Origin of the sequence: Thiomonas sp., assembly GCF_034007205.1 — a bacterium.
GTDB lineage: Bacteria > Pseudomonadota > Gammaproteobacteria > Burkholderiales > Burkholderiaceae_C > Thiomonas.
This window is the reverse complement of record NZ_JAVERI010000014.1, coordinates 49,770-75,823: the sequence shown is the minus strand read 5'-3', so window position 1 is coordinate 75,823 and position 26,054 is coordinate 49,770. Positions and strand designations below refer to the sequence as shown.

Sequence of the window (26,054 nt, the reverse complement as noted above, 5' to 3'; positions counted from 1 at the left end):
TTCAATAAACACTGGTCAAATCCCTGGCGGTGGGATTAGCCCCGAGTGCATAAATGCTTTGCACGATGGCCACGGCACTGTCATTGCCTCCCCAGCCGATGGCGGTGAGGCGGTAGAGCGGGTTGCCCGTGCCGGCTTGATTGCCGATGGATTGAATGAACAGGCGCGGCAGGGCGTAAACCGTGTCGTTGCCTCCGGTCGTGCTGACCGTCAACGCCGCCTTGCCGCTGGGGGTGTAGGGGGTTCCGGCGGCTTGGGCCTGCAGATCGGTCATCAGGGCGTTCGCGTCGATTGGATAGACGCTCGTCTGCGTGCAGACCACCGGGGTATTGTTGGCGCCTCGGGTGGCCGCCGCGTCGGTGCAGTCTATCGGCGCGGGTGTATTGACGCTGAGCCAGTTTTGTCCAAACGTCAGCGTGTTTTGCGCAATGTCGAAGGCGCGCTGTTTTTCGCGCAGATTGCCGGCGATTTTTTCCTGCTCGCCACCGCCGCGAAACATGGCCACGGCGATCAGGGTGAGCACGACCATGAGGATCAGGCTGGCGATGAGCACAAAGCCGCTTTGCCGATGGGGTGCGGTCAAGGAGCGCATGGGGAATTGAAAGGGGAATTTCATGTCTGCCCCTGCCCGATGAGGTTGACAAAAAAGGTGAAGGGCAGTTCATCGGCCGCGCAGGGCGCCACGGCCGGCGCGGGCTGGTTCTTCTTGAGGGGATTGGCGAAGCACAGGGTGATGCGCAGGTTCTTCACCGCGTTCCAGCCGCCGTTGGCTGCGACGTTGTCGGCGGGGACGTAGCGATTGACGGACTTCGCGTCGCTGGCCGCGCCGAGCAAGGTATCGACGCCGTAAAGCAGGTGCATGCTGGTGACACCGTCCACAATGGGCTGCGCTGCGGCGCCATCAAGGGAGCATTGCAGTTCATCTTGGTCTGTATCGACAGAAAAGGCGTTGGTGTAGGTCACGGGAGCGTTTGTCGTATTGCTTCCTCCCTGGCAGTTGATCACGCTGTCTGTGACGTCGTTTGCCGGGGCGACAAAGCGGTTGGTGACCGAACTCGCCGTGGCGACAAGACCTTGCGCCGCGCTGCCAAATGGAGAAGGTGCGGAAGTAGTCGAAGCCGGCAGCATATCGGCGGCGGTGCTGGCTGTCGGATTGGGGTAATAACCGGACTGCTGGAGGGTTTTGCTCAGAATCGTGGCGGCCAGCAATTGGCGCTGCTGCAGGTCGGACAGGGCATTGCGCGTCTGCGAAGATTGCAGCATGGCGGCGAAAATCGCCGCCAGCCCAGAGAGCAGAAAAAGCGCGATGGCCAGCCCGACCAGGACTTCGACCAGGCCGAGGCCGCGTTGTTTGAAGGGACGTGCGTTCATGGCGTGACGGTCAGGACGTAATTCTGGGGTTCGGTGGCGGCTGTACTGGCGGTCGAGCCGGGGGCTGCGGCGCGGTTCTCGCTCCAATTCACCGTGACGCTGCAGGCGACGCTGCCGCCAACCGGGGCGGCGCATTGCACCGTGCCGTGACCGCCGGGCAGCACGCTGAGCGAGCGCCCCCACTGCTGCATCTGCCAGCCGGCCATTTGCGCCGGGGAGCAGGTGTTGGCCTCACAGTCGCCGGCGGTGAGGCCGGTCAGGCTGCCCTGGGCATCGACGGTGAGTTCGGTCGGGTTGCCAGGGTCGATGGAAAAATTTCCTGCCGCCTGCCAGTAAGCCGGGTTGGCGCGCATGAGGCTGACCATGCTGGCCGCCTGGAATGCGGCCAGACCCCGCAGCCGTGATTGGTTGCTTTGCATCACGCCCAAGGCCTGCATGCCGGCGATGCCCAGCAGTCCGATGGAAATGACCACGAGCGCGACCAGGGCCTCGATGAGGCTGAAACCGCCTTGTTTTTTCAAACGCGGGAGATTCATGGTTGTTTGCAGTTGGTGTCGTCGATCGCCGCGCTTTCGGCCATCATGTCGCTTCGCACCTTGCCGGTTTGCGAAATCACGATGCAGGGCGCTTCGGCGCCGCCAGTGTTGCGCAGCGCTATGGTTTGGAAGTTGGCAGTAAAGCCGTAGCGGTCGAAAGTGACGACAGTAGGCGGTTTATTGCTCGTCAGTGCGTCAGCGCTGCCGAATGCTTCCTGAAAGCTTTTCTGGATGCGCAGCGGCGTGCTGGCTGGGTCTGTGGGCTTGCCGATGAGCACTGCCCAGCCGCCTTGCCAGTCGGAGCCGCTGTTCAGGCATTGATAGTTCGCCCCTTGCTGCTGTGCCGGGCAGAGGGTGACGTTGACGCCGCGCTTGATCGCTTCGCTGCGGGCGAAGGCGAGGTCGCCAACCAGGGCATTGGCTTCCGCCGCGGTGCGGTTGGAGCGCAGGATGGACTGGTAGGAGGGCAAGCCAATGGCCGTGATCACGGCAACGAGCGCGATGACCACGAGCAGTTCGATGAGCGTCAGACCTTGTTCTGGGGTGGACATGGGATGGGCCGTTCAGGGTTTGATGCCAGTATGGAAGGGCTTCGAGCGCTCGCGGCGTTCCAGCCGACGAACGGTCGTTTTCAGCCGACGAACGGTAACGAAACGTTTGATTCGTTGATCAGACGCAACAGCGGGGGCTGACTTCGACGCCTCGCCCCTGGGCGATCAGCCAAAGCGCCTGGGCGCGAGCTTGGGCGCCGTGGGCGGCGTCACAGTCCCAGTCGGCGAGCACTTGCCGCAGCAGGCCGCTGCCCCAGTGGTTGCGCGGGCGGTGGGTGTGGCCGTGGATCATCCAGGCGCTGCCTGCTGCGGTGAGCCAGCGGCGGGCCTCGGCGGGATCGGCGTCGGCCCAGTTTTCGGGGCGGGCTTGCGCGGCGCTGCTGGCCGTGCGCAGGGCCAGCGCCTGCTGCGCGCGTGCGGCCAGCGGCCGGGCCAGCACTTGCCGCTGCCATGCGGCGTTGCGGACGGTGGCGCGGAATTGCTGGTAGGCGGTGTCGGCGGTGCACAGCAGGTCGCCGTGGGTGAGCACGATGCGCTGGCCTTGGAAGGTGAGCACCACGGGGTCGGGCAGGAGGTGCGCGCCGGTGGCTTGAGCGAACTGGCCGCCCAGCAGGAAGTCGCGGTTGCCGTGCTGGACGAACAGGGCGTGGCCGGAATCGGCAAAGTCGCGCAGCGCGGCGGCGATGTCCTGGGCGCAGGCGGCCTCATCCGGCGCCACGCCGAGCGCGGCAGGGTCGAGCAGATCGTCGCCGATCCAGGCTTCGAACAGGTCGCCGAGTATGAACAGGGCGTCGGCCTCTCGCGCCACGTCGGCCAGCCAGTCGATGAAGGTCTGCGTGGTGCGCGGGGCCTGTGCGCCCAGGTGCAGGTCGGAGACGAGGGCGATGCGCCGCCAGGCGGGCGGGGCGTTCAGGCTGGGGAAGTGCGACATCTATCTCTCTGCCCACGGCTTGAGGCGGGGCTGGCTGACAAGCCAGCCATTCGATGGGTTGGGGCGGGCCTCTCCCCCTCCCAACCTCCCCCAGCAAGTGGGGGAGGAGCAAACGACGCTGCGCAAGACAAAGGATGCCCCTCCCAACCTCCCCCAGCAAGTGGGGGAGGAGAAAACAGCGCGGCGTGATGCAATAGACATCCCTCCCAACCTCTTCCGCGAGCGAGGGAGTCTTTGCGCGTTTGCGCAGGCGTTACGGAGGGTTCAAAACGATTTTGTGACCGTCTTCTCAAACCTCGACTGCCTTGAGGATGACCACGTCTTCCTGCGGCACGTCGTCGTGGAAACCTTTGCGGCCGGTTTTCACGCCCTTGATTTTGTCGACCACGTCCTGCCCTTCGACCACTTTGCCGAACACGGCATAGCCCCAGCCCTGCGCCGTCGGGGCGGTGTGGTTGAGGAAGGCGTTGTCGGCGACGTTGATGAAGAATTGCGCGGTAGCCGAATGCGGATCGGAGGTGCGCGCCATCGCCAGGGTGTAGCGCTCGTTTTTCAGGCCGTTGTTGGCTTCGTTCTGAATCGGCGCGAGGGTGGGTTTTTGCTTCATGCCGGGCCCGAAGCCGCCGCCCTGAATCATGAAGCCGTCGATCACGCGGTGAAACACGGTGCCGTCGAAATGGCCCGAGCGCACATAGGCCAGGAAGTTTTCGCTCGACTTGGGGGCGTGCTCGGTATCGAGTTCGATGCGGATGTTGCCGTGGTTGGTTTGGAGTTCGACCATGATGGGCTTTCTGTTTTCAGGTTCAGTTGAGGAGTCTGGCGTCTTCGATGACGATGGGCTTGACGGGCACATTCTGGAACATGCCTTCAGTCTTGGTTGGCACGGCGACGATTTTGTCGATCACGCTCATGCCCGAAATCACCTTGCCGAACACGGCGTAGCCATAGCCGTCGGGCTTGGGATAGTCGAGGCTGGGATTGTCCACCACGTTGATGAAGAACTGCGAGGTGGCCGAGTTGGGGTCGGACGTGCGCGCCATGGCGATGGTGCCCTTGAGGTTGCGCAGGCCGTTCTGGCTCTCAAGCGGAATGGGCGCGCGGGTGGGTTTTTGCTGCATATCGGCGGTGAAGCCGCCGCCCTGCACCATGAAGCCGGGAATCACGCGGTGAAAAATGGTGCCCTTGTAGAAGCCGCTTTTCACATAGTCGAGAAAGTTGGCCACGGTCTTGGGCGCGCGGACCGGGTCGAGCTGCACCACGAAACGGCCCATGGTGGTGACGAATTCCACCTTGGGTGGTGCGGCAGGCGTCTCGGCGGCATGGGCCGCGGGCAGTGCGGCTGCCACAGCCAGGCCGAACGCGGCCAGCAGGGGGGCTGTCAGACGTACCAGACGCTGCCGGACCATGCGCAGTAAGCGGGAGGGATCGAGAGGGGCGGTTTGAGCGAGGTTGAAATGCATTATGAGAGGCTTCCTTGAAAAATGAGTTGCCATGGCGCGCGCCGGCACCGGACTGTGCCCGGTACTGATGGTAGAGCGGGCCGGAGGCGCGCCAGCTGCACTGTACTGCAGCCATTCTTTTCCCCGGGTATTGCAGGAAGGCCAGCGCCGGGGGCGATGGAGGGGTTGCGCGCAGGCGTCTGCGCGGCATTCGGCGCGGGCCCGGCTGGGTGGCGGGTTTTTCTGCGGCGACCGCCACCGGCTAGTGCAGTGTTCACTGCACTAGGGCGCGGGCGCAGCAGCGGGTTTGGACTCGGGTTTGACCGCAGGTTGAGCTTCCGTGACGGGCTGCGCCGGGGTCCCCTTCTTGGGCGTTCCAGCCGGATTCTTGCCCTGCTCGAACAATTCGCGGATCAGATTGAGCTTGACTCGGGCGCTGGCGTTTTCGTCCGGGGCGAGTTGCAGCGCCTTCTGGTAGGCCTGGCTGGCGAGTTTGACGTAAATATCGCCCAGATTGGCCAGCGCCGTGGCGTAGCTCGGGTTGGTGCGCAGGGCCATCTCCAGCGCGGCGCGGGCCTTTTCATAATGCCCTTGCTGGGCATAGAGCACGGCCAGATTGTTGTAGGGCTCGGGCAGTTCGGGGTATTGCTCGGTGAGCGACTGGAAGATCTGGATGGCCTGCGCGTCCTTTTTCTGCTCGGTCAGAATGACCCCCTTGAGAAACTGGTACTGTGGGTCTTGGGGTTTTTGCGCCAGCAGCGTGTCCACCTGAGCGAGCGCACTGTTCAGATCGCCCTTTTGCAGGCTCTGGCTGACACTGGCTGCGTCTGCCGCCCAGGCGGCGGGCGCACTCAGAACAGCGAGGGCGATCAGAGTGGCGAGAAGGCGATTTCGCATGATGGAGAGGAGAAAAAGGGGTGGATGCTGCTTGGGCGCTGCTTGGGCGGCGTCTCGGAATGCGACGACGGTATGGGCACGCAATGGGCGCAGTGCCCCGATTCGCATCAGGCCTGGGACCATCGGCTTGTGCTAAGTTTTTGATTTTATCCGGGAGCCCGGATCCGATCTCCCCGCCAAGCCCCATGACTGCGCTGCACCTCTATAACACCCTCACCCGCAAAAAAGAGCGCTTCGAGCCCATCGAGCCCGGCCATGTCCGCATGTATGTCTGCGGCATGACGGTGTACGACTACTGTCACATCGGGCACGCGCGGGTGATGGTGGTGTTCGATGTGCTGCAGCGCTGGCTCAAGGCGCAGGGCCTGCGCGTGACCTATGTGCGCAACATCACCGATATTGACGACAAGATCATCCGCCGCGCGCAGGAAAACGGCGAAACCATCCGCGCGCTGACCGACCGCTTCATCGCCGCCATGCACGAAGATGCCGACGCGCTGGGTGTGGAGCGGCCCACGCACGAGCCGCGCGCCACCGAATACGTGCCGCAGATGCTCGATCTGATCGGCAAGCTCAAGGCGCGTGGCCTCGCTTACCGCGATAGTGCGGGCGATGTGGACTTTCATGTGCGCGCGTTTCCCGGCTACGGCAAGCTGTCGGGCAAATCGCTCGACGAACTGCGCGCCGGCGAGCGCGTTCAGGTCGATGCCGCCAAACAAGATCCGCTGGATTTTGTGTTGTGGAAAGCGGCCAAACCCTCCGAACCAGACGAGGTGAAATGGCCCTCTGACGACGGCCCGGGCCGACCCGGCTGGCACATCGAATGCTCGGCCATGAGCCGTGCGCTGCTGGGCGAGACTTTCGACATCCACGGCGGCGGCGCCGATCTGCAGTTTCCCCATCACGAAAACGAAATCGCGCAGAGCGAGGGGGCGAGCGGCAAGCCGATGGCGCGGTTCTGGCTGCACAACGGCTTCGTGCGGGTCGATGGCGAGAAGATGTCCAAATCGCTGGGTAATTTTTTCACCATCCGCGACATCCTCCAGCATGTCGAGGCCGAAACCGTGCGGCTGTTCATCGTCCGCGCGCATTACCGCAGCCCGCTGAACTACAGCGACGAGCACCTGCAGGACGCCCACGCGGCGCTCACCCGGCTCTACACCGCGCTCGACCCGTTCGCCGATCTGCCCGCGCGCATCGACTGGAACCACCCGCGCGCGCAGGCCTTCGCCGCGGCGATGAACGACGACCTCAATACCCCCGAAGCCATGGCGGTGTTGTTCGAGCTGGCCACCGAGGTCAACAAGACGGGCGACGCCGAGCTGGCTGCGCTGCTCAAGGGGCTGGGCGGGGTGCTGGGCCTGTTGCAGCAGCGCCCGCGCGAATTCCTGCAAAGCAAGGCAGTGGCGGTCGATGCTGACTGGGTGGAACAACAGGTGCAGGCGCGCATCGCCGCCAAGCAGGCGCGCAACTTCGCCGAAGCCGACCGCATTCGCGCCGAACTCACGGCCAAGGGCATCGTGCTCGAAGACAAGCCGGGCGGGGTGACGGTGTGGAGGGCGGCTTGATGGCGCGCGCGCCGGCCTGGTCAGATACGGTTGTGCCCGCCAAACGGCCGGTCCAGCTCGATTGGGAGAAAGCTTGCGCGCATCTGCAGCGCACCGATCGCGTGATGCGCAAGCTCATCAAGACGCATGCGGGCAGCCGGCTGCAAAGCCGGGGCGACCCGTTCCAGACCCTGGCGCGCTCCATCATCGGCCAGCAGATTTCCGTCAAGGCCGCCCAAACCGTCTGGGATCGGTTCTGCGCGTCGGTTCCAGAAGTCACACCGGAGCAGCTTCTCGGTTTGAGCGACGACGCCCTGCGCGCCTGCGGGCTGTCTGGGCGCAAGGCGGGCTATGTGCGCGACCTCGCCACCAAGTTTCACGCCGGAGAAGTGCACCCGCACCTGTGGCACGACATGCCCGACGAGGCCATCGCCGCCGAGTTGCTCGGCATACGCGGCATCGGACGGTGGACGGCCGATATGTTCCTCATTTTCCACCTCATGCGGCCCGATGTGCTGCCGCTGGGCGATCTGGGTTTGATCAAGGGCGTGAGTCAGACCTATTTCGCCGGCGAACCCGTGACCCAGAGCGAAGTGCGCGAAGTGGCCGCAGCCTGGGCCCCTTGGCGCTCGGTGGGGACTTGGTATATTTGGCGCAGCCTGGACCCGTTGCCGGTCGAGTATTGAACATCTGCGCAACGAGTTGCACGCCCGCCGCCCGAGTGCTCCTGGGGGGATTTCTTTCGAGGTATCTATGAGTAAAAAAGTCTTTCTCGATTTTGAGCAACCAGTGGCCGAACTGGAAAACAAAATCGACGAACTGCGCTTTGTGCAGGACGAATCGGCCGTCGATATTTCCGAAGAGATCGGGCGTCTGCAGAAAAAAAGCCAGCAGCTCACCAAGGATCTGTACGCCAAGCTCACCCCCTGGCAGACCACGCAGATCGCCCGCCATCCGCAGCGACCCTACACCCTCGACTACGCCAGCCAGATCTTCACCGACTTTCACGAACTGCACGGCGACCGCGCCTTCGCCGACGATCAGTCCATCGTCGGCGGTCTGGCCCGGCTGGGCGGGCAGGCCTGCATGGTGATCGGCCACCAGAAAGGGCGCGACACCAAGGAGCGCGCGATGCGCAACTTCGGCATGCCCAAGCCCGAGGGCTATCGCAAGGCGCTGCGGCTGATGAAGCTGGCCGAAAAATTCCGCCTGCCCATCTTCACCTTCGTGGATACCCCCGGCGCCTACCCCGGGATCGATGCCGAGGAGCGCAGCCAGTCCGAGGCCATCGGCCGCAACATCTACGAGATGGCGCAGCTCGAAGTGCCCATCATTTCGACCATCATCGGCGAGGGCGGCTCGGGCGGGGCGCTGGCCATTGCGGTGTGCGACCAGTTGCTCATGCTGCAGTACGCGATTTATTCGGTGATTTCTCCCGAGGGCTGCGCCTCCATTCTGTGGAAGAGCGCAGAGAAAGCGCCCGAGGCCGCCGAAGCGCTGGGCCTGACCGCGCACCGCCTCAAGGCGCTCGGGCTGGTGGATAAGATCGTCAACGAGCCGGTGGGCGGGGCGCACCGCGACCCCGTGGCCATGGCCGCTTCGCTCAAGCGCGCCTTGGGCGAATCCTTGCGGCACTTCCAGCACACCAAGCCCGCCGATCTGGTCAAGCAGCGGCTGGAGCGCTTGCAGGGCTTCGGCAAGTTCGAAGACACCAAGACGGCGGGGCGTTGACCGTCCCGGTCGGTTGACCTTGTCGGCATCACAATCCGCGCCGTCTTTGCCGAACAACCCCGCGCTGGCCGCGCTGCGGCGTTTCGCGGCGCAACACCCCGGCTTCGCCCAGGCCGAGCGCATCGGCATCGCCTTCAGCGGCGGGGCCGATTCCACGGCCTTGCTGCTGGCAGCCCGCGATTTCTGGGGGGGCGAACGGCTTTGTGCCTTGCACGTCAATCACGGTCTGCAGACTGCAGCCGGGTCGTTCGCCCGACATTGCGCCCAAGTCTGCGACGACTTCGGTGTGGCCTATGCCCAGACCACTTTGCAACTGGAAGTGGCGCCTGGGGAGAGTGTGGAAGAAATCGCTCGCGAGGCGCGTTATAGGGCATTGGCCGCGCTGGCGCGCGAGCAGCGCTGCAACGTGGTGTTGCTGGCGCAGCATGGTGACGATCAGGTCGAAACGCTCCTGCTCGCCTTGTTGCGCGGGGCAGGGCCGCGCGGACTGGCGGCGATGCCCGCGCAGATGCAGCGCCACGGCTGCCACTTCGTTCGACCCTTGCTGGACTGCGGTGCTGCAGAACTGCGCGACTGGCTCAAAGCGCAAGGGGTGAGCTATCTCGACGATCCGATGAACGCCGATCCGGCGTATCGCCGCAGCCGCATTCGGCATGAACTCGTGCCGGCCATTGCCCGGCTCGAACCCGGCTATCGGCAGACGCTTGGGCGTAGTGCCGCTTTGTGCGCAGCCGCTGACGCGCAGATTCAATCGACGGCCGCACAGCACTTGCGCCTTTGCCTGCAACCCCAGGGACTGAATCTGGCCGCCTTGCGCGCTCTGGGCGCGGCGACCGCCAGCGAAGTCTTGCGGCTTTGGCTGCGGCAAAACGGGCAGCGCCTGGACCGTGCGCGCACCGACGAGCTGGTGCGACAGATTTTGCGCACGGAACGTGGGGCGCATCGCCTCGAACTGCGTCTGCCGGGCTGCATTCTTCAGCGTCAAGGGGCCTGTCTGCGCCTCAAATGGACAGAGGCCGCCGCAGACCCGGCCTAGAATGCAAGGTTTTCTGCATTGCGGCCTGCCGGTCTGGCGCATCATGCATCGGGCCAGACGGCTTTCGCCGCTCTCGAACGCACTCTCATGGCACTCATCGTCCAGAAATATGGCGGCACCTCGGTGGGGTCTGCCGAACGGATCAAAAACGTCGCCCGGCGCGTAGCCAAGTGGCACGAAGCAGGACATCAGGTCGTGGTGGTGGTCTCCGCGATGTCGGGCGAGACCAATCGCCTGATCGCTCTGGCCAAGGAAATCCAGCCCCTGCCCGACCCCCGCGAACTCGACGTCGTGGCTTCCACCGGCGAGCAAGTCACCATCGGCCTGCTGTCGATGGCGCTGCTGGCACTGGGGCACAAGGCTCGCAGCTACACCGGCGCGCAGGTCGCCATCCGCACCAACAGCGCGTTCACCAAGGCCCGCATCGAATCCATCGACGCCGACAGACTCAAGGCCGATCTCGCGCAGGGTGTCATTCCCGTCGTCGCCGGGTTCCAGGGCGTGGATGCCCCCGGCAACATCACCACCCTGGGCCGGGGCGGATCGGACACCTCGGGCGTGGCGCTTGCCGCGGCCCTGCAAGCCGACGAATGCCAGATCTACACCGATGTCGATGGCGTCTACACCACCGACCCGCGCATCGTCCCCGAAGCCCGCAGGCTCGACACCATCACCTTCGAGGAAATGCTGGAGATGGCCAGTCTGGGCTCCAAGGTGCTGCAGATCCGCTCGGTGGAATTCGCCGGCAAGTACAAGGTTCGCCTGCGCGTACTCTCCAGCCTGACCCCGTGGGACCTGCCGCTGGAGCAAGAGTCGCGCAGCGGCACACTCATCACCTTCGAGGAAGACGAAAACATGGAACAAGCCGTGGTGTCGGGCATCGCCTTTGCCCGCGACGAAGCCAAGATCATCGTGGTCGGCGTGCCCGATCGCCCAGGCATCGCCTATCAGATTCTCAGCGCCGTGGGCGAAGCCAACATCGAAGTCGACATGATTCTGCAGAACCAGAGCGTGGCGGGCTTCACCGACTTCACCTTCACCGTGGGCCGCGGCGACTATGCCCGCGCGCTCGACATCCTCAAATCCACCGTGCAGGCGCACATCGGCGCCAAGGAAATCCTCGGCGATCCCAAAGTGTGCAAGGTCTCCATCGTCGGCATGGGCATGCGCTCGCACGCCGGCGTGGCCAGCAAGATGTTCCGCACCCTGTCGGAAGAAGGCATCAACATCCAGATGATCTCCACCTCGGAAATCAAGGTGTCGGTGGTGATCGATGAAAAGTATATGGAGCTGGCCGTGCGCTCCCTGCACAAGGCTTTCGACCTGGACCAAAACGCCTGACAGGCCAGGATTTTCAGCAAGGTGGCGATGGCGGGTGAATGCGTGTAATAATTGCCGACTTTGCTTAGCGCATGGGCCTACAAGCCGTTTGCCGCAAGCAACTGGAGACGTGACCGAGAGGCCGAAGGTGCTCCCCTGCTAAGGGAGTATGCGCCAAAAGCGCATCAAGGGTTCGAATCCCTTCGTCTCCGCCAGAACACATGCCTAAGTGATTGATTAGCTTAGGCGTTTTTTATCCATGGCTGTTGCTCTGCGTGTTGCCGGTATTGCCTGCGTGTGGCTGCCATCGGCAAGCGGCTCAGCGACCACCGCTATATCGTGCCGGCTCGGGTCGACGCGTGCGACCCCATCTTCGGCACCAGGTAAGCAGCCACGCGACGCCTGAATTCGCCGCCGATCCTGGATGTTGACCACCCATTCAGGCGGGGTTTCCTGACAACTTCGGTTACTAATATTCAAGCGCTTGCAGATGTGTGCTGGTATCGGTCGCAGACTGCAAGCAAGGCATCCCCAATCACTCGGCGCAGCGTGGCAATGCGTGCTTCGGGTCAATGCGAGGAGACGTGCATGAATGTGACCGCACAGTCCCTGTCCGATCTCAGAGGGGGAGAGCAGGCGCCCCCGAGCGGCAACGTGGCAATCTGGCGGGCCGATGGTCAGCCTTTCGATCCGCTGCAGGTGGCGAAAATGCAGCATGGGCTCTGCGCGCATCCGTTGCTGCAGTTGCCGCGCCTGTGCCGACTGGCCTTATCTCTGGCCGGAACGCCGCATGTGAAATACGCCTTGCCCAACCGGAAGCCGGGCTCGGCTTTCCACACCCTGTCTGAGGTCGAGGCGAAGAAGAGCATTGCCTCGACCTTCGATCACATCGAACAGGCGGGCAACTGGGTGGCGCTTTACTTTCTCGAGGACGATCCCGAGTACGGCGCCTTGCTGCGCGAGACGCTCGACGGCATGAAGCCCCTGGTCGAAGCGCGCGATCCGGGCATGCACGGCTACAGTCTGTTCATGTTCATCGCCTCGCCGCCGACGGTCACGCCGTTTCACATCGACCGCGAGAACAATTTCAATGTGCAGATCATGGGGCGCAAGCATCTGCGCGTCTGGCAGGCGCATGACCGTGTTGCCGTGCCCGATGCCGCGATCGAGGACTACTTTGTTCACGACACGCTGCGGTCGTTGCGCTACCACGACGAACTCGATGCTCGGGCGCTCGACTTCGACATCGGCCCGGGCGAGGGCGTATACATCCCGAGTACCGCGGGCCACTATGTCACCACGGAGGAGGGCGACTGGGCGCGGCCTGACTACCGGGTGTCGGTCAGCGTGGCGATGACCTACTTCACCAAGGCAACGGTACGTCGCGCCCGCGCGCATCTGCTCAATGCATTTTTGCGCGGGCGGTTTTCCGCCTCACCCCAGTCGCCGGGGCGCTCGGCCCTGGTCGATCGGCTCAAGCAGCCGCTGGCTTGCGCGCTGTTGCTGTCGCGCCGGGCCTTGCTGGGACAGAACACGCCTCGGGGCATGCAAGGGCATTGACCCTCACAGCACGGCACATCCCATACGGATGCGGGTGCTCACTCGCTGCGCTGCGGGCGCCCCGATGACTGTGCGTCGCGCAGTTTGCGGTAGAGCGTGCGTTCGCTGATGCCCAGCGCCTGCGCCGCGCGGCCGCGGTGGCCGTGATGCGCGCTGAGAACGGCATGCAATTGTTCCGCGCTGAGCGTACCGATCCGCGAAGCACCGTCCGCCACGGGTTTTGAGCGGATGCCCTGTACCGGTGCATCATCGATCGCTGCGGGCAGCAGCAGATCGCAAGCGTCGATCCGGCCATTCACCGCGGTTGCGGCCGCGCGCGCCAGGATGTTGCGCAGCTCGCGCACATTGCCCGGGAAAGGATAGGCCACGAGCTGGCGCAGGGCTTCTGGCGTCAGCTCCCATCGGGTCGCGCCGCAGCCGCAGAGCGGCCTCAGGGTTTCGGTCTTGCCGTCCAGCAGCCCGACGGATGCGGTGTGATGCGGTCGCAGCGCCATGCGGGCAAGCAGATATCGGGCCAGGATGGGGATGTCTTCCGGTCGGTCGCGCAATGGGGGCAGGGTGATGCTGAACACCGACAGCCGGAAGTACAGATCGCTGCGAAAGCTCCCCTCCTGAACCATTCTTGCCAGCGACCGGTTCGTGGCGGCGACCACACGCACATCGGCGCGTCGCAGGGTATTGCTGCCGACGCGGCGGAACTCGCCGCTTTCCAGTGCGCGCAGCAGCTTGCATTGCTGCGGCAGGGTGAGTTCACCGATTTCATCGAGAAACAGGGTGCCGCCGTCGGCCAGCTCGAACAGGCCGGTCTTGCGGGCGGAAGCGCCGGTGAACGCGCCACCTTCGTGGCCGAAGAATTCCGACTCGAACAAGGCTTCTGGAATGGTCGTGCAGTCCAACACGATGAAGTCCCGTTCCGCGCGGGCCGATGCCTGATGCAGCGCCTGCGCCGCCAGTTCCTTGCCCGTGCCGCTTTCGCCTTCGATCAGCACCGGCTCATCGGTCTGCGCGGCGATGTCGAGATCGTGTCGCACCTGCAGCATGCGCGGTGAGAGTCCCTGCAGCAGCGCGTGCCCCGCCGCAGGCTGCACTGGGGCGGGCATGCGATGGATTTCCTTACCGAGCAGCCGATTGCCCTGGCCATCGTGGATGGGATAGCCCTTGAGACGTACATGCTCGGGCTGGCCCTGCGCGTCAAAGTGGACATGCACCGTCTCGTCGGGCTCCCCGCTGCGCATCACGTGCAGATGAGGGCAATGCTCGCCCTGCATATGGCAGGGCGTGGCCGAATGGTGCGAGAGCTCGTGGCATTTGCGGCCGGTGATGTCGTCCGTTTGCAAGCCATAGGCCACGCGGTAGGCGTGGTTGGCAGCGATGATGGTGTAGTTGCGGTCGATCAACACGAAGGGATGCTCGCGCGCATCGATCAGCGACTGGGCGTCGTAATCCATGGCTTTGTCTCCTCTGCCGCCGTGTTCGGCGGTCTGTGATATGCCAATTGTGTGACGTGTCAGGACGCTTTGGCAGAACCGGGCTGCCAAAGTCGTAACTAAATATTACCTATCAAATGAAATCAACGGGTTAGGTATTGGTGCGGATTTTGCTGAAAAGGCTTGCCACGCTTGACGTGGCCTGCCAAAACACCTATGGAGGATGACATGTACTCGGATTCACCGAACAAACCTGCAGCCAACCCCGCGCGGCGGCGTTTCATGCGCGATACCACGCTGGCGACTGCCGCCGCTGCAGCAGGTGCCGCAGGGCTGGGCGCCGTTCTGCCCCAGACGACCCAGGCCGCGCCGATGATCGGCGGCGGCGGCGGCTGGCTGCCGGTGCCCAAGGCCAAAGGGCCACGGGTGGTGGTTGTCGGCGGCGGCACCGCCGGACTGACCCTGGCCAAGTATCTGAAGAAGGAGAACCCGGGGTTCGACGTGCTGCTGCTGGAAAAGCGCAGCCAGTATCAGAGCTGCTTTTGCAGTAACCTTTGGTATCCCGACGTGGTCAACATGGAGTATCTGGCCAACCACAGCTATATCGACGCGGCGCAGAACAACGGCTACATCTACTACAACTGTACCGTCACCGGTGTGGACCGCGACGCCAAGCGGCTCTACACCAATATGGGCCAGGTGATGTATGACTTTCTCGCCATCTGCCCGGGCATCGACTACGACTTCACCCGCTTCGGTATCCCGGCCGACGACCTCGACACCCAGTTCGCCTGCCGCCAACGGTTTCCCGGAGGCTGGATCCAGCCGACCGAGCAGGTCGCGGTGCGCAACAAGATCCAGGGTTTCGCCGGCGGCACCTTCGTGGTCACCGTGCCGACGGGCAACTACCGCTGCCTGCCGTCGCCGTACGAGCGCACCTGTGTGATCGCCGGATGGATGAAAAAGAACCGTATTAAGGGCAAGGTGCTGCTGCTCGACCCCAACCCCGACATCGTCATCAAGGCCAAGGGCTTCCACGCTGCGTTCGACGAGCTGTACAAGGACTACGTCGTTTACCAGCCGTCGACCACCATCAAGGGGGTCGACCCGTTCAAGAAGGTGATCCACGGCGAGATCGACGATTACGCCTTCGACGACGCCACACTCTATCCCGGCGTGCAGGGAGCGTACATCATCCAGCAGATGGGACTGGTCAGCCCCGACAGCACGCAGCGCGAGGCGAACATCGATCCCTTCCACTACAACATCAAGGGCGACCCGTATGTGTACGTCAGCGGCGATGCGCGTCCGATGGGCTACTCCAAGAGCGCCAACACCGCCAACACCGAGGCGCACTACGTCGCCAAGGTGATCGCCTCGCGCGCCAAGGACAAGGACGCCAGAATTCCCTGGGAAAGCCCCGAGACCCTGTGCTATTCCATGGTGGACCTGCAGCCCAACAAGGCCATCTACGTGGACGCGCATTACAACCCCAAGACCTTCGGCTTCGCCAATGTGAAGGAGGACGATACCCGCAGCGTGGCCAACGCCGCGGCCTATCTGGCCTGGGGCAAGGGGCTCTACGCCGACATGTTCACCTGAACTTGTTGCAGACAGGTTCGCGGCTGACCTTGGCCTGCCGTCTGTTGGTCTGTTGTAGTGCATGCGGGGAGTCTTCTCCAAAGCGCCGCTTGCCTTTCTCAGGGGGTTCCTCCTCACCCCCGCTCTTTTTCATTCCAGGGAGTTTGCGCCGATGCAACGCCGACGCTTCATTCAAATCTGTTCCACCGCCGCGGCCGGTTGTGCGGCGCTCGACTTGTCCACCCTCACGCTGCCAGCCTGGGCCGCCGGCGTGCCCGATGTACCGCAGCCGCCGGTGTTGCTGACCGATGCGCAAGGCGCACCGATCAAGGCTTCCCAACTTGGCACCAGCGAGGCCTATGTCTTCAGCTATCCCTATGCCAGCACCCCGGCCTTCCTCATCCGCTTGCAAGTCGCTGCTCACTCCGCCAAGCTCACCGCTGACGGCCAGAGCTACGACTGGCCGGGCGGCGTCGGGCCTGACAAGGCCATCGTGGCCTACACCGCCATCTGCGCCCACCAACTGTCGTATCCGGAGAAAGACAGCAGCGTGATTTCCTACGATCCCAAGGCCACCCAGGTTTCGGACAAGCCCGGGATGATCGTCTGCTGCGCCCATCAGAGCGTGTACGATCCTTCCGAGGGCGCCAAGGTGATGAGCGGCCCGGCGCCGCATCCCCTGGCGGCCATCATCCTGAAGCACGACAGCCAGGCCGACACCCTGACGGCCACCGGCATGATCGGCCATCCGATGTTCGAGCACTTTTTCAAGCTCTACCGCCTGCAACTCATCCGCACCTATGGCGCGGCGCATTTCCAGGCCACTGCGCCGACGCAGGCCGCCGCCGTACCGCTGAGCCAGTACTCAGCCTACGTGGCGCATTGCTGAGCCGCGACCAGCGACAGTGTCTGCGCACTGTCGCGCGCGCGGCGAAGGGCCACGGCGCATGCTTGCACCGTGCCTCCTGAGCGATCTGACCAGCGACAATGCCTGCGCACTGTGGCGCGCCAAGAAAACTTGGGGCGGCCCGGCGTTTTCTTCAGAGGCCAGCTCAAAGCAGCGTCAAACCAGCCCCTCGAACAGCAGCACGTCCACCAGATCACCCGCCTGCACGGTGGTTTGCTCATGGTGCAGCACGATCAGCCCGTGCGCCTGCGACATGGAACTGAGCACGCCCGATCCCTGATTGCCGATGGCGCCGACCTGCCAGCGGCCGTCGGGCAGGGCGGTGAGCAGGCCGCGCTGATATTCGGTGCGGCCGGGTTTTTTGCGCAGGGTCTGCGCGCTGACGGCGCGCAGCATCGGCTGCGGCTGCGGGCTGGCGCCCATGAGGTGCAACAGGGCAGGGCGGACGAAGGCGTAGAAAGTCACCATCACCGCCACCGGATTGCCCGGCAGGCCGAACAGCCAGGCGCTGTGCGCTCCCGCGCGCAGCCTGCCGAAGGCCAGCGGGCGGCCCGGCCGCATGGCGATGCGCCAGAACACCACTTCGCCTAAAGTTTTCAGGGTGCTGCGCAGGTAGTCGGCCTCGCCTACGCTGACCCCGCCCGAGGTGACGACCACGTCGGCGCATTCGGTCGCCGTGCGCAGTGCAGCCTGCACCGCCTGCGGGCTGTCGGCCACCACGCCGAGGTCGATGACCTCGCAACCCAGTCGCTCCAGCATGCCCCACAGGGTGTAACGGTTGCTGTCGTAGACGCAGCCCGGATCGAGCGGCTCGCCGACCGAGCGCAGCTCATCCCCGCTGGAAAAAAAGGCCACGCGCAGCCTGCGCCGCACCGTGACTTCGGCCATGCCGAGCGAGGCGATGAGCCCCAGGTCGGCCGGGCGCAGCACCTTGCCTGCGGGCAGGGCGGCCTTGCCGCGTGCCAGGTCTTCGCCGCGCAGGCGGCGGTTGTCGCCGGGTCGCACCAGTCCGGGCGGAAGAACGACCCGGTCGCCCTCGACGCGGCAAAACTCCTGCGGCGCCACGGTATCGCATCCTGCGGGCATGACCGCGCCGGTCATGATGCGCACGGCGCTGCCCGCGGGGACTTCGCCGCTGAAGGCATGTCCGGCCAGCCCGCGTCCGGCGATGGACAGCACCGTGTCGCCCTGCGCGGCAAGGTCGGAACCGCGCAGGGCGTAGCCGTCCATGGCCGAGTTGTCGTGCGCGGGCACGTCGATCGGCGAGATGATGTCCTGCGCCAGCACCCGTCCGAGGGCCGCGCGCACGGCCAGGCGTTCGGCAGCCTGCACCGGCTGCACGCTGGCGTGAATGACGGCCAGCGCCGCGTCCACCCGCAGGGCATTGGGGTCATAGCCGCTGACGCAGGAGATGATGTGCTGCAGGTCGAACGACGAGGTCATGTCGGAACTTCCGCATCGAGACGCTGCAGGTCGTCCAGGGTGTTGATGTTCTCAAAAGCGTGCGCATCATCGAAGTCGACGATGGCCGTGGGATGCTGCGCCGTCCAAAGCTCGATCTTGCGGCCGCCGGACTGAAGATAGGCGCTCAGGTCATCGCGCAGGCTGGATTGCATCAGGCAGAACACCGGCTGCAGCCGCCCTGCCGCGCGGGGCAGGGCGATGCGCGCGCAAGCATCCAGCAGCGCCGCGCTCAGCCGTGCGGCCAGATCGAGGGGCAACAGCGGCGAGTCGCAGGGCGCGGTGAGCAGATACGGTGTGACGCACGCCTTGAGCCCTGCGAGAAAGCCGGCCAGCGGCCCCGAATAGTCGTGTGGCGCGGCATCGGTCACCACCGGCAGGCCCCAGCCGCGATAGACCTCGACATGGCGGTTGGCGTTGAGCAGTACCGCGCCGACCTGGGGTTCGAGTCGCCGCAGCACCTGCCGCGCCAGCGGCTGGCCGCGCCAGGGCTGCAGGCCTTTGTCCACACCGCCCATGCGGCTGCCACGGCCCCCCGCGAGAATCAGGCCGGTGATGTCGGCGGCGGCGATGGCGTGCGACATGTCAAAACCTCTCGCGCTCGCCCGGTTCGCGCATCTGCCGCGTGGCGTGGGATGCGTCTGACCAGCGCACCGGGCCTTTCATGATGGACACCACCAGACAGCCGATGCCCACGGTGAACACCAGGGTGGCGTCGAACAGGCTGATGCCGATGCAGAAAATATCGATCAGATCGCGGATGGGCTGCGGGTCGCCATCGACCAGACCGGGTTGATAGCCGGTCTTGATCCACGCGCCGACGATCCAGGGCAGCCCCACGCCGATGAAGTAGGCCGGAATCAGCCAGCGGGTGAGTGCTCTCTCCAAGCCGGGGGCGCCGAGCGGGGTGCGGGGAGGGATGACGGGGCTTGCACACATGCCGCCGATGCTACAGCCGCGCGCCGCCGGGCGTGTGATGCTGATGCTCGAAGCGCTGCTGACAGGCGGCGCAGCGCAGTACGGTGGGCTCGGCCAGCAGACGGGCGGGTTCGATGTCGGCGCCGCAGTCGATGCAGATGCCGAAGTCGGGCGTGTCCAGGCGCTGCAGCGCGCTGTCGATGGCGGCCAGCTCGCTGGCGTCGCGCGCAGTAGAGGCGATTTCCACCGCGTCCATGGCTTCGACCACGGCCTCGTCGTCGGTTTCCTCGCGGTGGCTGCGCACGGCCAGCGTGCCCTCGTCGCTGATCGACTCATCGCGCAGATCGGCCACCATCTGGGCGCGGCGCTGCTGCAGTTTTTCGCGCAGGGTGTTGCGCAGTTCGGCGCTCAGGCTCATGTCGTTCTCCTTTTTGGGTGCGTTTCGATGAATGATGCGCTCATGGTCGCCTGTTCTGGCACAGCCCATCACTCATCGCGCATGAATTGTCGCAGACGGAAACCGAGCAGTCGCAGCGTGGCGAAATACAGCGCGGCAGCCGCGGCGAGCAGCCCCAGCCCCATGCCCAGACGCAGCAGGTCGCCGTGCGCCCGATCCCACGGCAGCGCGATGGCGCCCCACAGCATCACCCCGCCCAGCGGCAACTGCGCCAGCGCCACCTTGAGCGCATATCGCCCCCAACCGGGCTGCGGCTGAAACAGGCCGCGGCGGCGCAGACCGCGAAACAGCAGGCTGGCGTTGAGCAGCGCGCCGATGGAGATGGCCAGCGCCAGCCCGGCATGCCCCAGCCAGGGCACGAACAGCAGGTTCATCAACTGGGTGAAAACCAGTACCACCAGGGCGATCTTCACCGGGGTGCGCAAGTCCTGCCGGGCGTAAAAGCCGGGGGCCAGGATCTTGATGCCGATCAGCGCCATCAGACCGATGCCGTAGGCCCGCAGCGCGCTGGTGGTGGCCAGCACGTCGGCCTGGTCGAAGCGGCCATAGTTGTAGAGCATGGACACCAGCGGCTGGGCGAAGATCAGCAGCGCGATGGCGCTGGGCAGCGCCAGCACCAGCGTCAGGCGCAGCCCCCAGTCGAGCAGCTTGCTGTATTTGGTCACGTCTTGCGTGGCGCTGGCGCGCGACAGGCTGGGCAGAAGCACCGAGCCGAGCGCGACGCCGAGAATGGCGGTGGGGAATTCCATCAGCCGGTCGGCATACGCCAGCCAGGACACGCTGCCCGCATGCAGATGCGAGGCGATCTGCGTGTTGATGACGATGGACACCTGCGCCACCGACACCGACAGGCTCGCCGGCAACATCTGCTTGACCACGCGGTGCACGCCTTCAGACCGCCAGGCCTTGAGAAAGCTCAGCCGAAATCGCGGCACCACGGCGTATTTGCGCAGCGCCGGCCATTGCACGGCCAATTGCGCCACCCCGCCGATCATCACCCCGATGGCCAGGGCGAAGATGGGCGGGTGCACCAGTCTGTGAAACGCCACCGCAGCGCCGATGATGGCCAGATTGAGCAGCGCCGGAGTCACCGCAGGGACGGCGAAGTGCTTCCAGGTATTGAGAATGCCCGCACTGAGCGCGACCAGGGAAATCAGCCCCGCATAGGGAAACATCAGCCGCGTCATCCACACCGCGGCGTCGAAAGCCTGCGGGTGCAGGCCCGAAGCGGTGAGCCAGACCAGCACGGGAGCGAGCAGCACCCCGGCCAGGCTGATGCCCGCGAGGATCCACAGCAGCGCGGTGGACACCTGATCGATGAGTTCCTGTGTCTGTTCTTCCGACTGGGTCTGCCGCGTCTGCGACAACAGGGGCACGAAGGCCTGCGAAAACGCGCCCTCGGCAAACATGCGGCGCAGCAGGTTGGGCAGGCGGAAAGCGACGTTGAATGCATCCGTCCAGGCGCTGGCGCCGAAATAGGTTGCCACCATGATTTCCCGCACCAGGCCGGTGATGCGCGAGGTGAGGGTGAGCAGGGAGATGGTCGAGGCGGCCTTGAGCAGATTCACCGGGCAGGATTATAGGAATGCGCTGGCGACCGCCCGAGGCGACGCTGGCGTCTCGGCAGTTTTTGTTTATAATGGCCGGTTTTCCGAGCAGGCAATACAGAAGGATTTCATATCATGGCAACCAAAGCCGCAGCCAAAAAGAAGAGCGTTCGCACCCCGTCGGGTCGCAAGCGTGCACGTCAATCCGTCAAGGCCAACGCCGCCAACACCGCGCTGCGTTCGCGTTTTCGCACGGCTGTGAAGTCGGTTCGCAAGGCCATCGCCGCGGGCGACCACGCCAAGGCCATGGAAGTGTTCAAGGCCAACGCCCCGGTGCTGGACTCGATTGCCGACAAGAGGATTTTTCACAAGAACACCGCTGCGCGCCACAAGAGCCGCCTGAACGCGGCGATCAAGGCGCTGGCTGTTTCCGCTACTTCCAGCACTTCTGTCAGCACTTCTTCCAGCGCACCGGCCTGATTGCCCTTGCCTGCTCGGGTCGGCCCCACACCGACCACAAAAAAGCCCGCGTCTGCGGGCTTTTTTGTGGTCTTTTATTGCGCCTCTTTCTGCAAGTCAGGGCAATGCGGGGCGAAAAACATCGTCAAGCAGTTTGAAACACGCGGGCCAGCGCTTCGCGCGCCGGTTGCAGATCTTCCACAGCGGCGTCTTCTTCGGCGGCTTGCGTCAGGCAGGCTTCGACCACGTCGAGCTGGTTGTCGCGGGCGAAGTTGAGCAGGAAATCAAACGCCATCGGCTCGATATCGCGCAGCGACTCGCTCACCACCAGGCAGCGCACGCCGTCCACCAGGGTGGGCACGCAATAGGGCGAGTAACCGAGGTGGGCTTCCTTGTGGCACAGACCGGCGGGGCGAAAGCGGGCCATCAGGCCGGCCAGACGCTCTGCCCAGTCGCTGGGACGAAAGGTGCGGCCTTCGCGGGTGATGCCGCGGATGAAAATTTGTCTGGGTTTGACCAGTTGCAGGGAGTTGGGAAGGGCGCTCATGGCTGAATCCTTGAAGAGGCAGTTTTGCTGCGGTGCCGCAATTATGCTGCAACGCGGTATTTCCGGGTAAACCCGAACGGTGATTCTGTGTTGCAGTTGCAACAAATACCCCGCCCTGTATGTGCCGTCGTTTGTCATCCTGCGCTCTCTATAATTTCAATTCGCCCCCGGTGGTGCAGCGCTTTTTAACAGTGCCCACCGGGTTTGCTTTTTTTGCAAAGGAGAAATGACCATGCCCTCTCATGTGATGAACACGTATGCGCGGCAACCCATCGCCCTGGAGCGCGGCGAGGGCGCGTGGGTCTGGGATACGCAGGGCAGGCGCTATCTGGATGCGCTGTCGGGCATTGCGGTCAACACCCTGGGTCACGCCCATCCGAGGCTGGTCGCGGCGCTCACCGACCAGGTGGGCAAGCTGATCCACACATCCAACCTTTATCAGATTCCCTTGCAGGAGCAGCTGGCAGACCGTTTGTGCGCTCTGGGCGGCATGGACAGCGCGTTTTTCTGCAACTCGGGGCTGGAAGCCAACGAGGCGGCGATCAAGCTGGCGCGCTTGCACGGCCACAACAAAGGCATAGCCCGCCCGGAGATCGTGGTGTTCGAGCGGGCTTTCCACGGGCGCTCGCTGGCCACGCTCTCGGCGACGGGCAATCCCAAGGTGCAAAAGGGATTCGAGCCGCTGGTCGAAGGTTTTGTGCGCGTGCCGCTGAACGATGCTTCGGCGCTGCAGGCCGTGGCCGATACGCATCCGGATGTCGTGGCCGTGTTCATCGAGGCGATTCAGGGCGAGGGCGGCATTCAACCGGCGCATGCCGATTTTCTGCGTGCGGCGCGCGCGCTGTGCGACCGCCACGGCTGGCTGCTGATGATCGACGAAGTGCAGTGCGGCATGGGGCGAACCGGTAAATGGTTTGCGCATCACTGGGCCGAGGTCAAGCCCGATGTGATCGCCATGGCCAAGGGGCTGGCTTCGGGCGTGCCGATCGGCGCCATTCTGGCGCACGGTGCGGCGGCCACCACATTCGGCCCCGGCCAGCATGGCACCACGTTCGGCGGCAATCCGCTGGCCTGCCGTGCCGCGCTGGAGACGCTGGCCGTGATCGAGGACGATGGCCTGCTGGCCAATGCGCACGCGCGCGGCGAGCAGATTCAACATGCCCTGCATCATGCGTTTGCCGGCCACGAAGGGGTGGTGGAAGTGCGCGGTCAGGGGTTGATGATCGGCATCGAACTCGACCGCCCGGCAGGTGCGCTGGTGGGGCGGATGCTGGAGCGCGGGGTGTTGCTCAACGTCACGCAGGAACGGGTCATCCGTGTGTTGCCGCCGCTGATCTTCACTCAGGAGCAGGCCGAGATGCTGGTGCAGGCCCTCGTACCCGCGGTGCTCGAATTTCTGCAGGATGCACCCGCGCCCTAAGACATTCCAGGAGGCCCCCATGAAAACGACGCTGCGGCACTATCTGCAATTCTCCGACCTCAGCCGCGAGGAGTACGACTATGTCTTCGCCCGCGCCGCGCTGATCAAGGCCAGGTTCAAGCGCTACGAGCCGCATCAGCCCCTGGTCGATCGCACCCTGGCGATGATTTTCGAGAAGCACTCCACTCGCACCCGCCTGAGCTTCGAGGCCGGCATGCACCAGCTCGGCGGCGCAGCCATCTACATCAACACCCGCGACAGTCAGCTCGGCCGTGGCGAACCCATCGAAGATGCGGCGCAGGTGTTCTCGCGCATGGTCGATCTGGTGATGATCCGCACGTATGGTCAGGAGATCGTCGAGCGTTTCGCCGCGTATTCGCGCGTGCCGGTGATCAACGGCCTGACCAACGAGTTCCATCCCTGCCAGATCCTGGCGGATGTGATGACCTTCATCGAGCATCGCGGCGCCATTCAAGGCAAGACGGTGGCCTGGATCGGCGACGCCAACAATATGTTCTACACCTGGCTACAGGCGGCTGAAGTGCTGGATTTCACCCTGCATTTCGCCGGGCCCAAGGGCTACGGCGTCGAGAAAAATCGGCCTGGCTACCCTCTGAGCGCGGCGCAGATCGCACATCTGCGCGAGTTCGACGATCCGCGGCAGGCCTGTGAGGGCGCGCATCTCATCACCACAGACGTTTGGACGAGCATGGGCTATGAGGCGGAAAAGCTGGCGCGCGAGCAGGCGTTCAAGGGCTTCATGGTCGATGCCGGGATGATGGCCCGCGCCCAGCCCGATGCGCTGTTCATGCACTGCCTGCCTGCACACCGCGGCGAGGAAGTGTCCGCCGAAGTCATCGACGGGCCGCAGAGCGTGGTGTGGGACGAGGCGGAGAACCGCCTGCACGGCCAGAAGGCGCTGATGGAATTCCTGCTGCTCGGCCGCCTGGATTGACACGTCCCACCTGACCGAGGCTGGGTGGCAGTAACGCCGTCCTAAGTCGCCTTTAAAGCCCGCCTGAGCATAATCTTGCTGCGGGCATCGTCGTCTGGCGATGCGCCGTTCGGGAGTTCAGGCATGGCGCTCACCCAACAAATCCCTCCTGTCAGAAAGATGAGGAATCCGGGCGGCTGTGGCCGCATTTCCAGCATTGGGCGAATTGCGGGCCGTGGCGTTCGCCGCAGTCCGGACAGGTCCAGAGCGCTCCGCGAATCGGCGTGCGCAATTCCTGCAGCAACTGTCTGGCGCGCGGCAGATCGCCGTCGTCCAGCACCCAGACCGCCGGATTGCATTGATCGGGCGGAATCTCCCCGGCGATGCTGGTGAGATGGCGCGAGAACACTTCGGCGCGCATCCCGGCGGTGTTGAGCGCATCGGCCCAGAGTGTGGCGATGACCAGGTTGGGCGCAATGTCCACCCGCTTCATCGCATGACGGCCGAGGTGAGTTCGGCATAGAGCGTGCGATACAGCGCAAGCCGCGCCGGGGTGATGGCTTGCGGGTCGGTGGTGAACACGCAGCCCGGCTCGTCACGGTGGGTGCAGTTCTGAAACCGGCACTGACCGTTGCGCGCGCGGATTTCCGGGAAGCCGTGCTGCAACTGCGATACCGAGAGATGGTGCAGGCCGAAGGACTGGAAGCCCGGCGAATCCATCAAGGCGCTGCCTTCAGGCAAACCGGGCAGGTCGTAGAGCCTGGTTGCCGTCGTCGTGTGTCTGCCTGCGGACAGGGCTTGCGAGATTTCCCGCGTGGACGCCTGCGCCTGCGGCGCCAGCAGATTCGTCAGGCTGGACTTGCCCACGCCCGAGGCGCCCAGCAGCAGCGTGGTCTGGCCACTGAGCAAGGGGGTGAGCGCGGCGAGAGCGGCTTGCGGCGCGGTGCGCACCGAGAGTTCGAGCACCTCGTAGCCCAGATCGCGGTACAGCACCATCTCGGCGCGTGCGGCTTCGGCCTGCGGCAGATCGCATTTGTTCAGCAGCAGCGTGACCGGGATGTCGGCGGCATCGGCGGCGATGAGCGCGCGGCCGATGAGACCGTGCTGGATGCCGGGATAGGTGGCGGTGACCAGCAGCACGCGGTCGAGGTTGGCGGCGAACATCTTGCTGCGCCACTGATCTTCGCGCCACAGCGCATTGCGCCGCGGCAGCACCTGCTCGATGGCCAGCGGAGGATGTCCCGGCGCGAGCACGACCCGATCGCCGCAGACCACCTCAGCGCGTTTGCCGCGCGGCACGCAGGCGAGCACGTCGCCGTTGTCGAGTTGCGCCAGATATTGCCGTCCAAAAGCGCCGACGATGCGCGCCGCAAGACCAGGCGCAGCGACCGAGGCTGCGGACGAGGAGGGCTTCGTGCTGCGCTTGCCCTTGGGACGTTGGGGATTGGGTTGTTCCGGCGCGTCCATGCAGGCGGTT

The 26,054-nt window shown here is 64.5% G+C and carries 28 protein-coding genes and 1 tRNA gene; 12 read left to right on the top strand and 17 right to left on the bottom strand.

Annotation, left to right across the window (positions count from 1 at the left end; translation table 11 throughout):
• Window position 1 precedes the first annotated feature (1 nt).
• The 8 genes from RBR52_RS12125 to RBR52_RS12090 form a co-directional block, all read right to left on the bottom strand.
• Complete coding sequence (locus RBR52_RS12125) at window positions 2–583, bottom strand: PilX N-terminal domain-containing pilus assembly protein (protein WP_320377531.1); 582 nt, start codon at window positions 581–583, stop codon at window positions 2–4.
• Between the two features lie 29 nt (window positions 584–612).
• Window positions 613–1,371: a PilW family protein gene (locus tag RBR52_RS12120; protein ID WP_320377530.1), complete on the bottom strand. Its 759-nt coding sequence runs from the start codon at window positions 1,369–1,371 to the stop codon at window positions 613–615.
• Window positions 1,368–1,907, bottom strand: a complete 540-nt coding sequence (gene pilV, locus RBR52_RS12115) for a type IV pilus modification protein PilV (protein ID WP_320377529.1) — start codon at window positions 1,905–1,907, stop codon at window positions 1,368–1,370. The genes RBR52_RS12120 and pilV overlap by 4 nt, the downstream gene beginning before the upstream one ends.
• The gene (locus RBR52_RS12110; protein WP_320377528.1) at window positions 1,904–2,458 is read right to left on the bottom strand and encodes a GspH/FimT family pseudopilin; all 555 of its coding nucleotides are present in this window, start codon (window positions 2,456–2,458) and stop codon (window positions 1,904–1,906) included. The genes pilV and RBR52_RS12110 overlap by 4 nt, the downstream gene beginning before the upstream one ends.
• A gap of 118 nt (window positions 2,459–2,576) precedes the next feature.
• The gene (locus RBR52_RS12105; RefSeq protein ID WP_320377527.1) at window positions 2,577–3,389 is read right to left on the bottom strand and encodes a UDP-2,3-diacylglucosamine diphosphatase; all 813 of its coding nucleotides are present in this window, start codon (window positions 3,387–3,389) and stop codon (window positions 2,577–2,579) included.
• A gap of 289 nt (window positions 3,390–3,678) precedes the next feature.
• A complete protein-coding gene (locus RBR52_RS12100; RefSeq protein ID WP_320377525.1) occupies window positions 3,679–4,170 on the bottom strand; it encodes a peptidylprolyl isomerase in 492 nt (163 codons plus the stop codon).
• Between the two features lie 22 nt (window positions 4,171–4,192).
• Window positions 4,193–4,795 (bottom strand): peptidylprolyl isomerase, encoded by a 603-nt coding sequence (locus RBR52_RS12095; RefSeq protein WP_320377523.1) that lies wholly within the window; start codon window positions 4,793–4,795, stop codon window positions 4,193–4,195.
• Between the two features lie 315 nt (window positions 4,796–5,110).
• Window positions 5,111–5,725 carry a tetratricopeptide repeat protein gene (locus tag RBR52_RS12090; protein WP_320377522.1) on the bottom strand — a complete coding sequence of 205 codons (615 nt, stop codon included), beginning with the start codon at window positions 5,723–5,725 and terminating at the stop codon, window positions 5,111–5,113.
• A 185-nt stretch (window positions 5,726–5,910) separates the two neighbouring features.
• Here RBR52_RS12090 and cysS point away from each other — a divergent pair, with 185 nt between their 5' ends.
• The 7 genes from cysS (at window position 5,911) to RBR52_RS12055 (ending at window position 12,919) form a co-directional block, all read left to right on the top strand.
• Complete coding sequence (cysS, locus tag RBR52_RS12085) at window positions 5,911–7,293, top strand: cysteine--tRNA ligase (RefSeq protein ID WP_320377521.1); 1,383 nt, start codon at window positions 5,911–5,913, stop codon at window positions 7,291–7,293.
• Entirely contained in the window at window positions 7,293–7,958 is a 666-nt protein-coding gene (locus RBR52_RS12080; protein ID WP_320377520.1) for a DNA-3-methyladenine glycosylase, read from the top strand. Before cysS ends, RBR52_RS12080 begins: the two co-directional genes overlap by 1 nt.
• A gap of 67 nt (window positions 7,959–8,025) precedes the next feature.
• Entirely contained in the window at window positions 8,026–9,003 is a 978-nt protein-coding gene (locus RBR52_RS12075; protein WP_320377519.1) for an acetyl-CoA carboxylase carboxyltransferase subunit alpha, read from the top strand.
• 19 nt (window positions 9,004–9,022) lie between these two features.
• The gene (tilS, locus tag RBR52_RS12070; protein ID WP_320377518.1) at window positions 9,023–10,039 is read left to right on the top strand and encodes a tRNA lysidine(34) synthetase TilS; all 1,017 of its coding nucleotides are present in this window, start codon (window positions 9,023–9,025) and stop codon (window positions 10,037–10,039) included.
• 87 nt (window positions 10,040–10,126) lie between these two features.
• Window positions 10,127–11,380 (top strand): aspartate kinase, encoded by a 1,254-nt coding sequence (locus tag RBR52_RS12065; RefSeq protein ID WP_320377517.1) that lies wholly within the window; start codon window positions 10,127–10,129, stop codon window positions 11,378–11,380.
• Between the two features lie 103 nt (window positions 11,381–11,483).
• A tRNA-Ser gene (locus RBR52_RS12060) sits at window positions 11,484–11,574 on the top strand.
• A 373-nt stretch (window positions 11,575–11,947) separates the two neighbouring features.
• The gene (locus tag RBR52_RS12055) at window positions 11,948–12,919 is read left to right on the top strand and encodes a JmjC domain-containing protein (RefSeq protein WP_320377516.1); all 972 of its coding nucleotides are present in this window, start codon (window positions 11,948–11,950) and stop codon (window positions 12,917–12,919) included.
• A gap of 38 nt (window positions 12,920–12,957) precedes the next feature.
• Here RBR52_RS12055 and RBR52_RS12050 read toward each other — a convergent pair whose 3' ends face one another.
• The gene (locus tag RBR52_RS12050; protein WP_320377515.1) at window positions 12,958–14,367 is read right to left on the bottom strand and encodes a sigma-54 interaction domain-containing protein; all 1,410 of its coding nucleotides are present in this window, start codon (window positions 14,365–14,367) and stop codon (window positions 12,958–12,960) included.
• A 207-nt stretch (window positions 14,368–14,574) separates the two neighbouring features.
• Here RBR52_RS12050 and RBR52_RS12045 point away from each other — a divergent pair, with 207 nt between their 5' ends.
• A complete protein-coding gene (locus tag RBR52_RS12045; RefSeq protein WP_320377514.1) occupies window positions 14,575–15,948 on the top strand; it encodes an NAD(P)-binding protein in 1,374 nt (457 codons plus the stop codon).
• 151 nt (window positions 15,949–16,099) lie between these two features.
• Window positions 16,100–16,816: a Rieske 2Fe-2S domain-containing protein gene (locus RBR52_RS12040; protein ID WP_320377513.1), complete on the top strand. Its 717-nt coding sequence runs from the start codon at window positions 16,100–16,102 to the stop codon at window positions 16,814–16,816.
• Window positions 16,817–16,990: 174 nt separating this feature from the next.
• Here the strand turns inward: RBR52_RS12040 and glp are convergent, their stop codons facing one another.
• From glp to murJ, 5 genes are all read right to left on the bottom strand, one after another.
• Entirely contained in the window at window positions 16,991–18,277 is a 1,287-nt protein-coding gene (gene glp, locus RBR52_RS12035; RefSeq protein ID WP_320377512.1) for a gephyrin-like molybdotransferase Glp, read from the bottom strand.
• Window positions 18,274–18,879 carry a molybdenum cofactor guanylyltransferase MobA gene (mobA, locus tag RBR52_RS12030; RefSeq protein ID WP_320377511.1) on the bottom strand — a complete coding sequence of 202 codons (606 nt, stop codon included), beginning with the start codon at window positions 18,877–18,879 and terminating at the stop codon, window positions 18,274–18,276. Before mobA ends, glp begins: the two co-directional genes overlap by 4 nt.
• Window position 18,880: 1 nt before the next feature.
• Window positions 18,881–19,234 (bottom strand): hypothetical protein, encoded by a 354-nt coding sequence (locus tag RBR52_RS12025; protein WP_320377510.1) that lies wholly within the window; start codon window positions 19,232–19,234, stop codon window positions 18,881–18,883.
• 10 nt (window positions 19,235–19,244) lie between these two features.
• Window positions 19,245–19,631, bottom strand: coding sequence for a TraR/DksA family transcriptional regulator (locus tag RBR52_RS12020; protein WP_320377509.1), 387 nt, complete (start codon window positions 19,629–19,631; stop codon window positions 19,245–19,247).
• A 68-nt stretch (window positions 19,632–19,699) separates the two neighbouring features.
• Window positions 19,700–21,238 (bottom strand): murein biosynthesis integral membrane protein MurJ, encoded by a 1,539-nt coding sequence (gene murJ / locus RBR52_RS12015; RefSeq protein ID WP_320377508.1) that lies wholly within the window; start codon window positions 21,236–21,238, stop codon window positions 19,700–19,702.
• A gap of 114 nt (window positions 21,239–21,352) precedes the next feature.
• Between murJ and rpsT the strand changes: the two genes are divergently transcribed.
• Window positions 21,353–21,697, top strand: a complete 345-nt coding sequence (gene rpsT / locus RBR52_RS12010) for a 30S ribosomal protein S20 (RefSeq protein ID WP_320377507.1) — start codon at window positions 21,353–21,355, stop codon at window positions 21,695–21,697.
• Between the two features lie 124 nt (window positions 21,698–21,821).
• On the opposite strand, the gene RBR52_RS12005 is transcribed toward rpsT, so the two are convergent.
• Window positions 21,822–22,223 carry a DUF3579 domain-containing protein gene (locus tag RBR52_RS12005; protein ID WP_320377505.1) on the bottom strand — a complete coding sequence of 134 codons (402 nt, stop codon included), beginning with the start codon at window positions 22,221–22,223 and terminating at the stop codon, window positions 21,822–21,824.
• A 232-nt stretch (window positions 22,224–22,455) separates the two neighbouring features.
• On the opposite strand from RBR52_RS12005, the gene RBR52_RS12000 reads away from it, so the two are divergent.
• Together RBR52_RS12000 and argF are read left to right on the top strand one after the other, a co-directional pair.
• Window positions 22,456–23,643: an aspartate aminotransferase family protein gene (locus tag RBR52_RS12000; protein WP_320377504.1), complete on the top strand. Its 1,188-nt coding sequence runs from the start codon at window positions 22,456–22,458 to the stop codon at window positions 23,641–23,643.
• Window positions 23,644–23,662: 19 nt separating this feature from the next.
• Entirely contained in the window at window positions 23,663–24,598 is a 936-nt protein-coding gene (argF, locus tag RBR52_RS11995) for an ornithine carbamoyltransferase (protein WP_320377503.1), read from the top strand.
• 151 nt (window positions 24,599–24,749) lie between these two features.
• Here argF and RBR52_RS11990 read toward each other — a convergent pair whose 3' ends face one another.
• A complete protein-coding gene (locus tag RBR52_RS11990; protein ID WP_320377502.1) occupies window positions 24,750–25,070 on the bottom strand; it encodes a putative signal transducing protein in 321 nt (106 codons plus the stop codon).
• Entirely contained in the window at window positions 25,067–26,044 is a 978-nt protein-coding gene (rsgA, locus tag RBR52_RS11985; protein ID WP_320377501.1) for a ribosome small subunit-dependent GTPase A, read from the bottom strand. Before rsgA ends, RBR52_RS11990 begins: the two co-directional genes overlap by 4 nt.
• Window positions 26,045–26,054 lie beyond the last annotated feature (10 nt).

Coding starts and splice junctions, on each gene's coding strand:
- RBR52_RS12095 (WP_320377523.1), bottom strand. CDS start 4,795: ATGGTCCGGCAGCGTCTGGTACGTCTGACAGCCCCCCTGCTGGCCGCG.
- RBR52_RS12025 (WP_320377510.1), bottom strand. CDS start 19,234: ATGTGTGCAAGCCCCGTCATCCCTCCCCGCACCCCGCTCGGCGCCCCC.
- cysS (WP_320377521.1), top strand. CDS start 5,911: ATGACTGCGCTGCACCTCTATAACACCCTCACCCGCAAAAAAGAGCGC.
- glp (WP_320377512.1), bottom strand. CDS start 18,277: ATGACCTCGTCGTTCGACCTGCAGCACATCATCTCCTGCGTCAGCGGC.
- RBR52_RS12080 (WP_320377520.1), top strand. CDS start 7,293: ATGGCGCGCGCGCCGGCCTGGTCAGATACGGTTGTGCCCGCCAAACGG.
- RBR52_RS12075 (WP_320377519.1), top strand. CDS start 8,026: ATGAGTAAAAAAGTCTTTCTCGATTTTGAGCAACCAGTGGCCGAACTG.
- rpsT (WP_320377507.1), top strand. CDS start 21,353: ATGGCAACCAAAGCCGCAGCCAAAAAGAAGAGCGTTCGCACCCCGTCG.
- RBR52_RS12055 (WP_320377516.1), top strand. CDS start 11,948: ATGAATGTGACCGCACAGTCCCTGTCCGATCTCAGAGGGGGAGAGCAG.
- argF (WP_320377503.1), top strand. CDS start 23,663: ATGAAAACGACGCTGCGGCACTATCTGCAATTCTCCGACCTCAGCCGC.
- RBR52_RS12005 (WP_320377505.1), bottom strand. CDS start 22,223: ATGAGCGCCCTTCCCAACTCCCTGCAACTGGTCAAACCCAGACAAATT.
- RBR52_RS12065 (WP_320377517.1), top strand. CDS start 10,127: ATGGCACTCATCGTCCAGAAATATGGCGGCACCTCGGTGGGGTCTGCC.
- pilV (WP_320377529.1), bottom strand. CDS start 1,907: ATGAATCTCCCGCGTTTGAAAAAACAAGGCGGTTTCAGCCTCATCGAG.
- mobA (WP_320377511.1), bottom strand. CDS start 18,879: ATGTCGCACGCCATCGCCGCCGCCGACATCACCGGCCTGATTCTCGCG.
- RBR52_RS12020 (WP_320377509.1), bottom strand. CDS start 19,631: ATGAGCCTGAGCGCCGAACTGCGCAACACCCTGCGCGAAAAACTGCAG.
- RBR52_RS12120 (WP_320377530.1), bottom strand. CDS start 1,371: ATGAACGCACGTCCCTTCAAACAACGCGGCCTCGGCCTGGTCGAAGTC.
- rsgA (WP_320377501.1), bottom strand. CDS start 26,044: ATGGACGCGCCGGAACAACCCAATCCCCAACGTCCCAAGGGCAAGCGC.
- RBR52_RS12045 (WP_320377514.1), top strand. CDS start 14,575: ATGTACTCGGATTCACCGAACAAACCTGCAGCCAACCCCGCGCGGCGG.
- RBR52_RS12000 (WP_320377504.1), top strand. CDS start 22,456: ATGCCCTCTCATGTGATGAACACGTATGCGCGGCAACCCATCGCCCTG.
- RBR52_RS12105 (WP_320377527.1), bottom strand. CDS start 3,389: ATGTCGCACTTCCCCAGCCTGAACGCCCCGCCCGCCTGGCGGCGCATC.
- RBR52_RS12040 (WP_320377513.1), top strand. CDS start 16,100: ATGCAACGCCGACGCTTCATTCAAATCTGTTCCACCGCCGCGGCCGGT.
- RBR52_RS12090 (WP_320377522.1), bottom strand. CDS start 5,725: ATGCGAAATCGCCTTCTCGCCACTCTGATCGCCCTCGCTGTTCTGAGT.
- RBR52_RS12110 (WP_320377528.1), bottom strand. CDS start 2,458: ATGTCCACCCCAGAACAAGGTCTGACGCTCATCGAACTGCTCGTGGTC.
- RBR52_RS11990 (WP_320377502.1), bottom strand. CDS start 25,070: ATGAAGCGGGTGGACATTGCGCCCAACCTGGTCATCGCCACACTCTGG.
- RBR52_RS12050 (WP_320377515.1), bottom strand. CDS start 14,367: ATGGATTACGACGCCCAGTCGCTGATCGATGCGCGCGAGCATCCCTTC.
- RBR52_RS12100 (WP_320377525.1), bottom strand. CDS start 4,170: ATGGTCGAACTCCAAACCAACCACGGCAACATCCGCATCGAACTCGAT.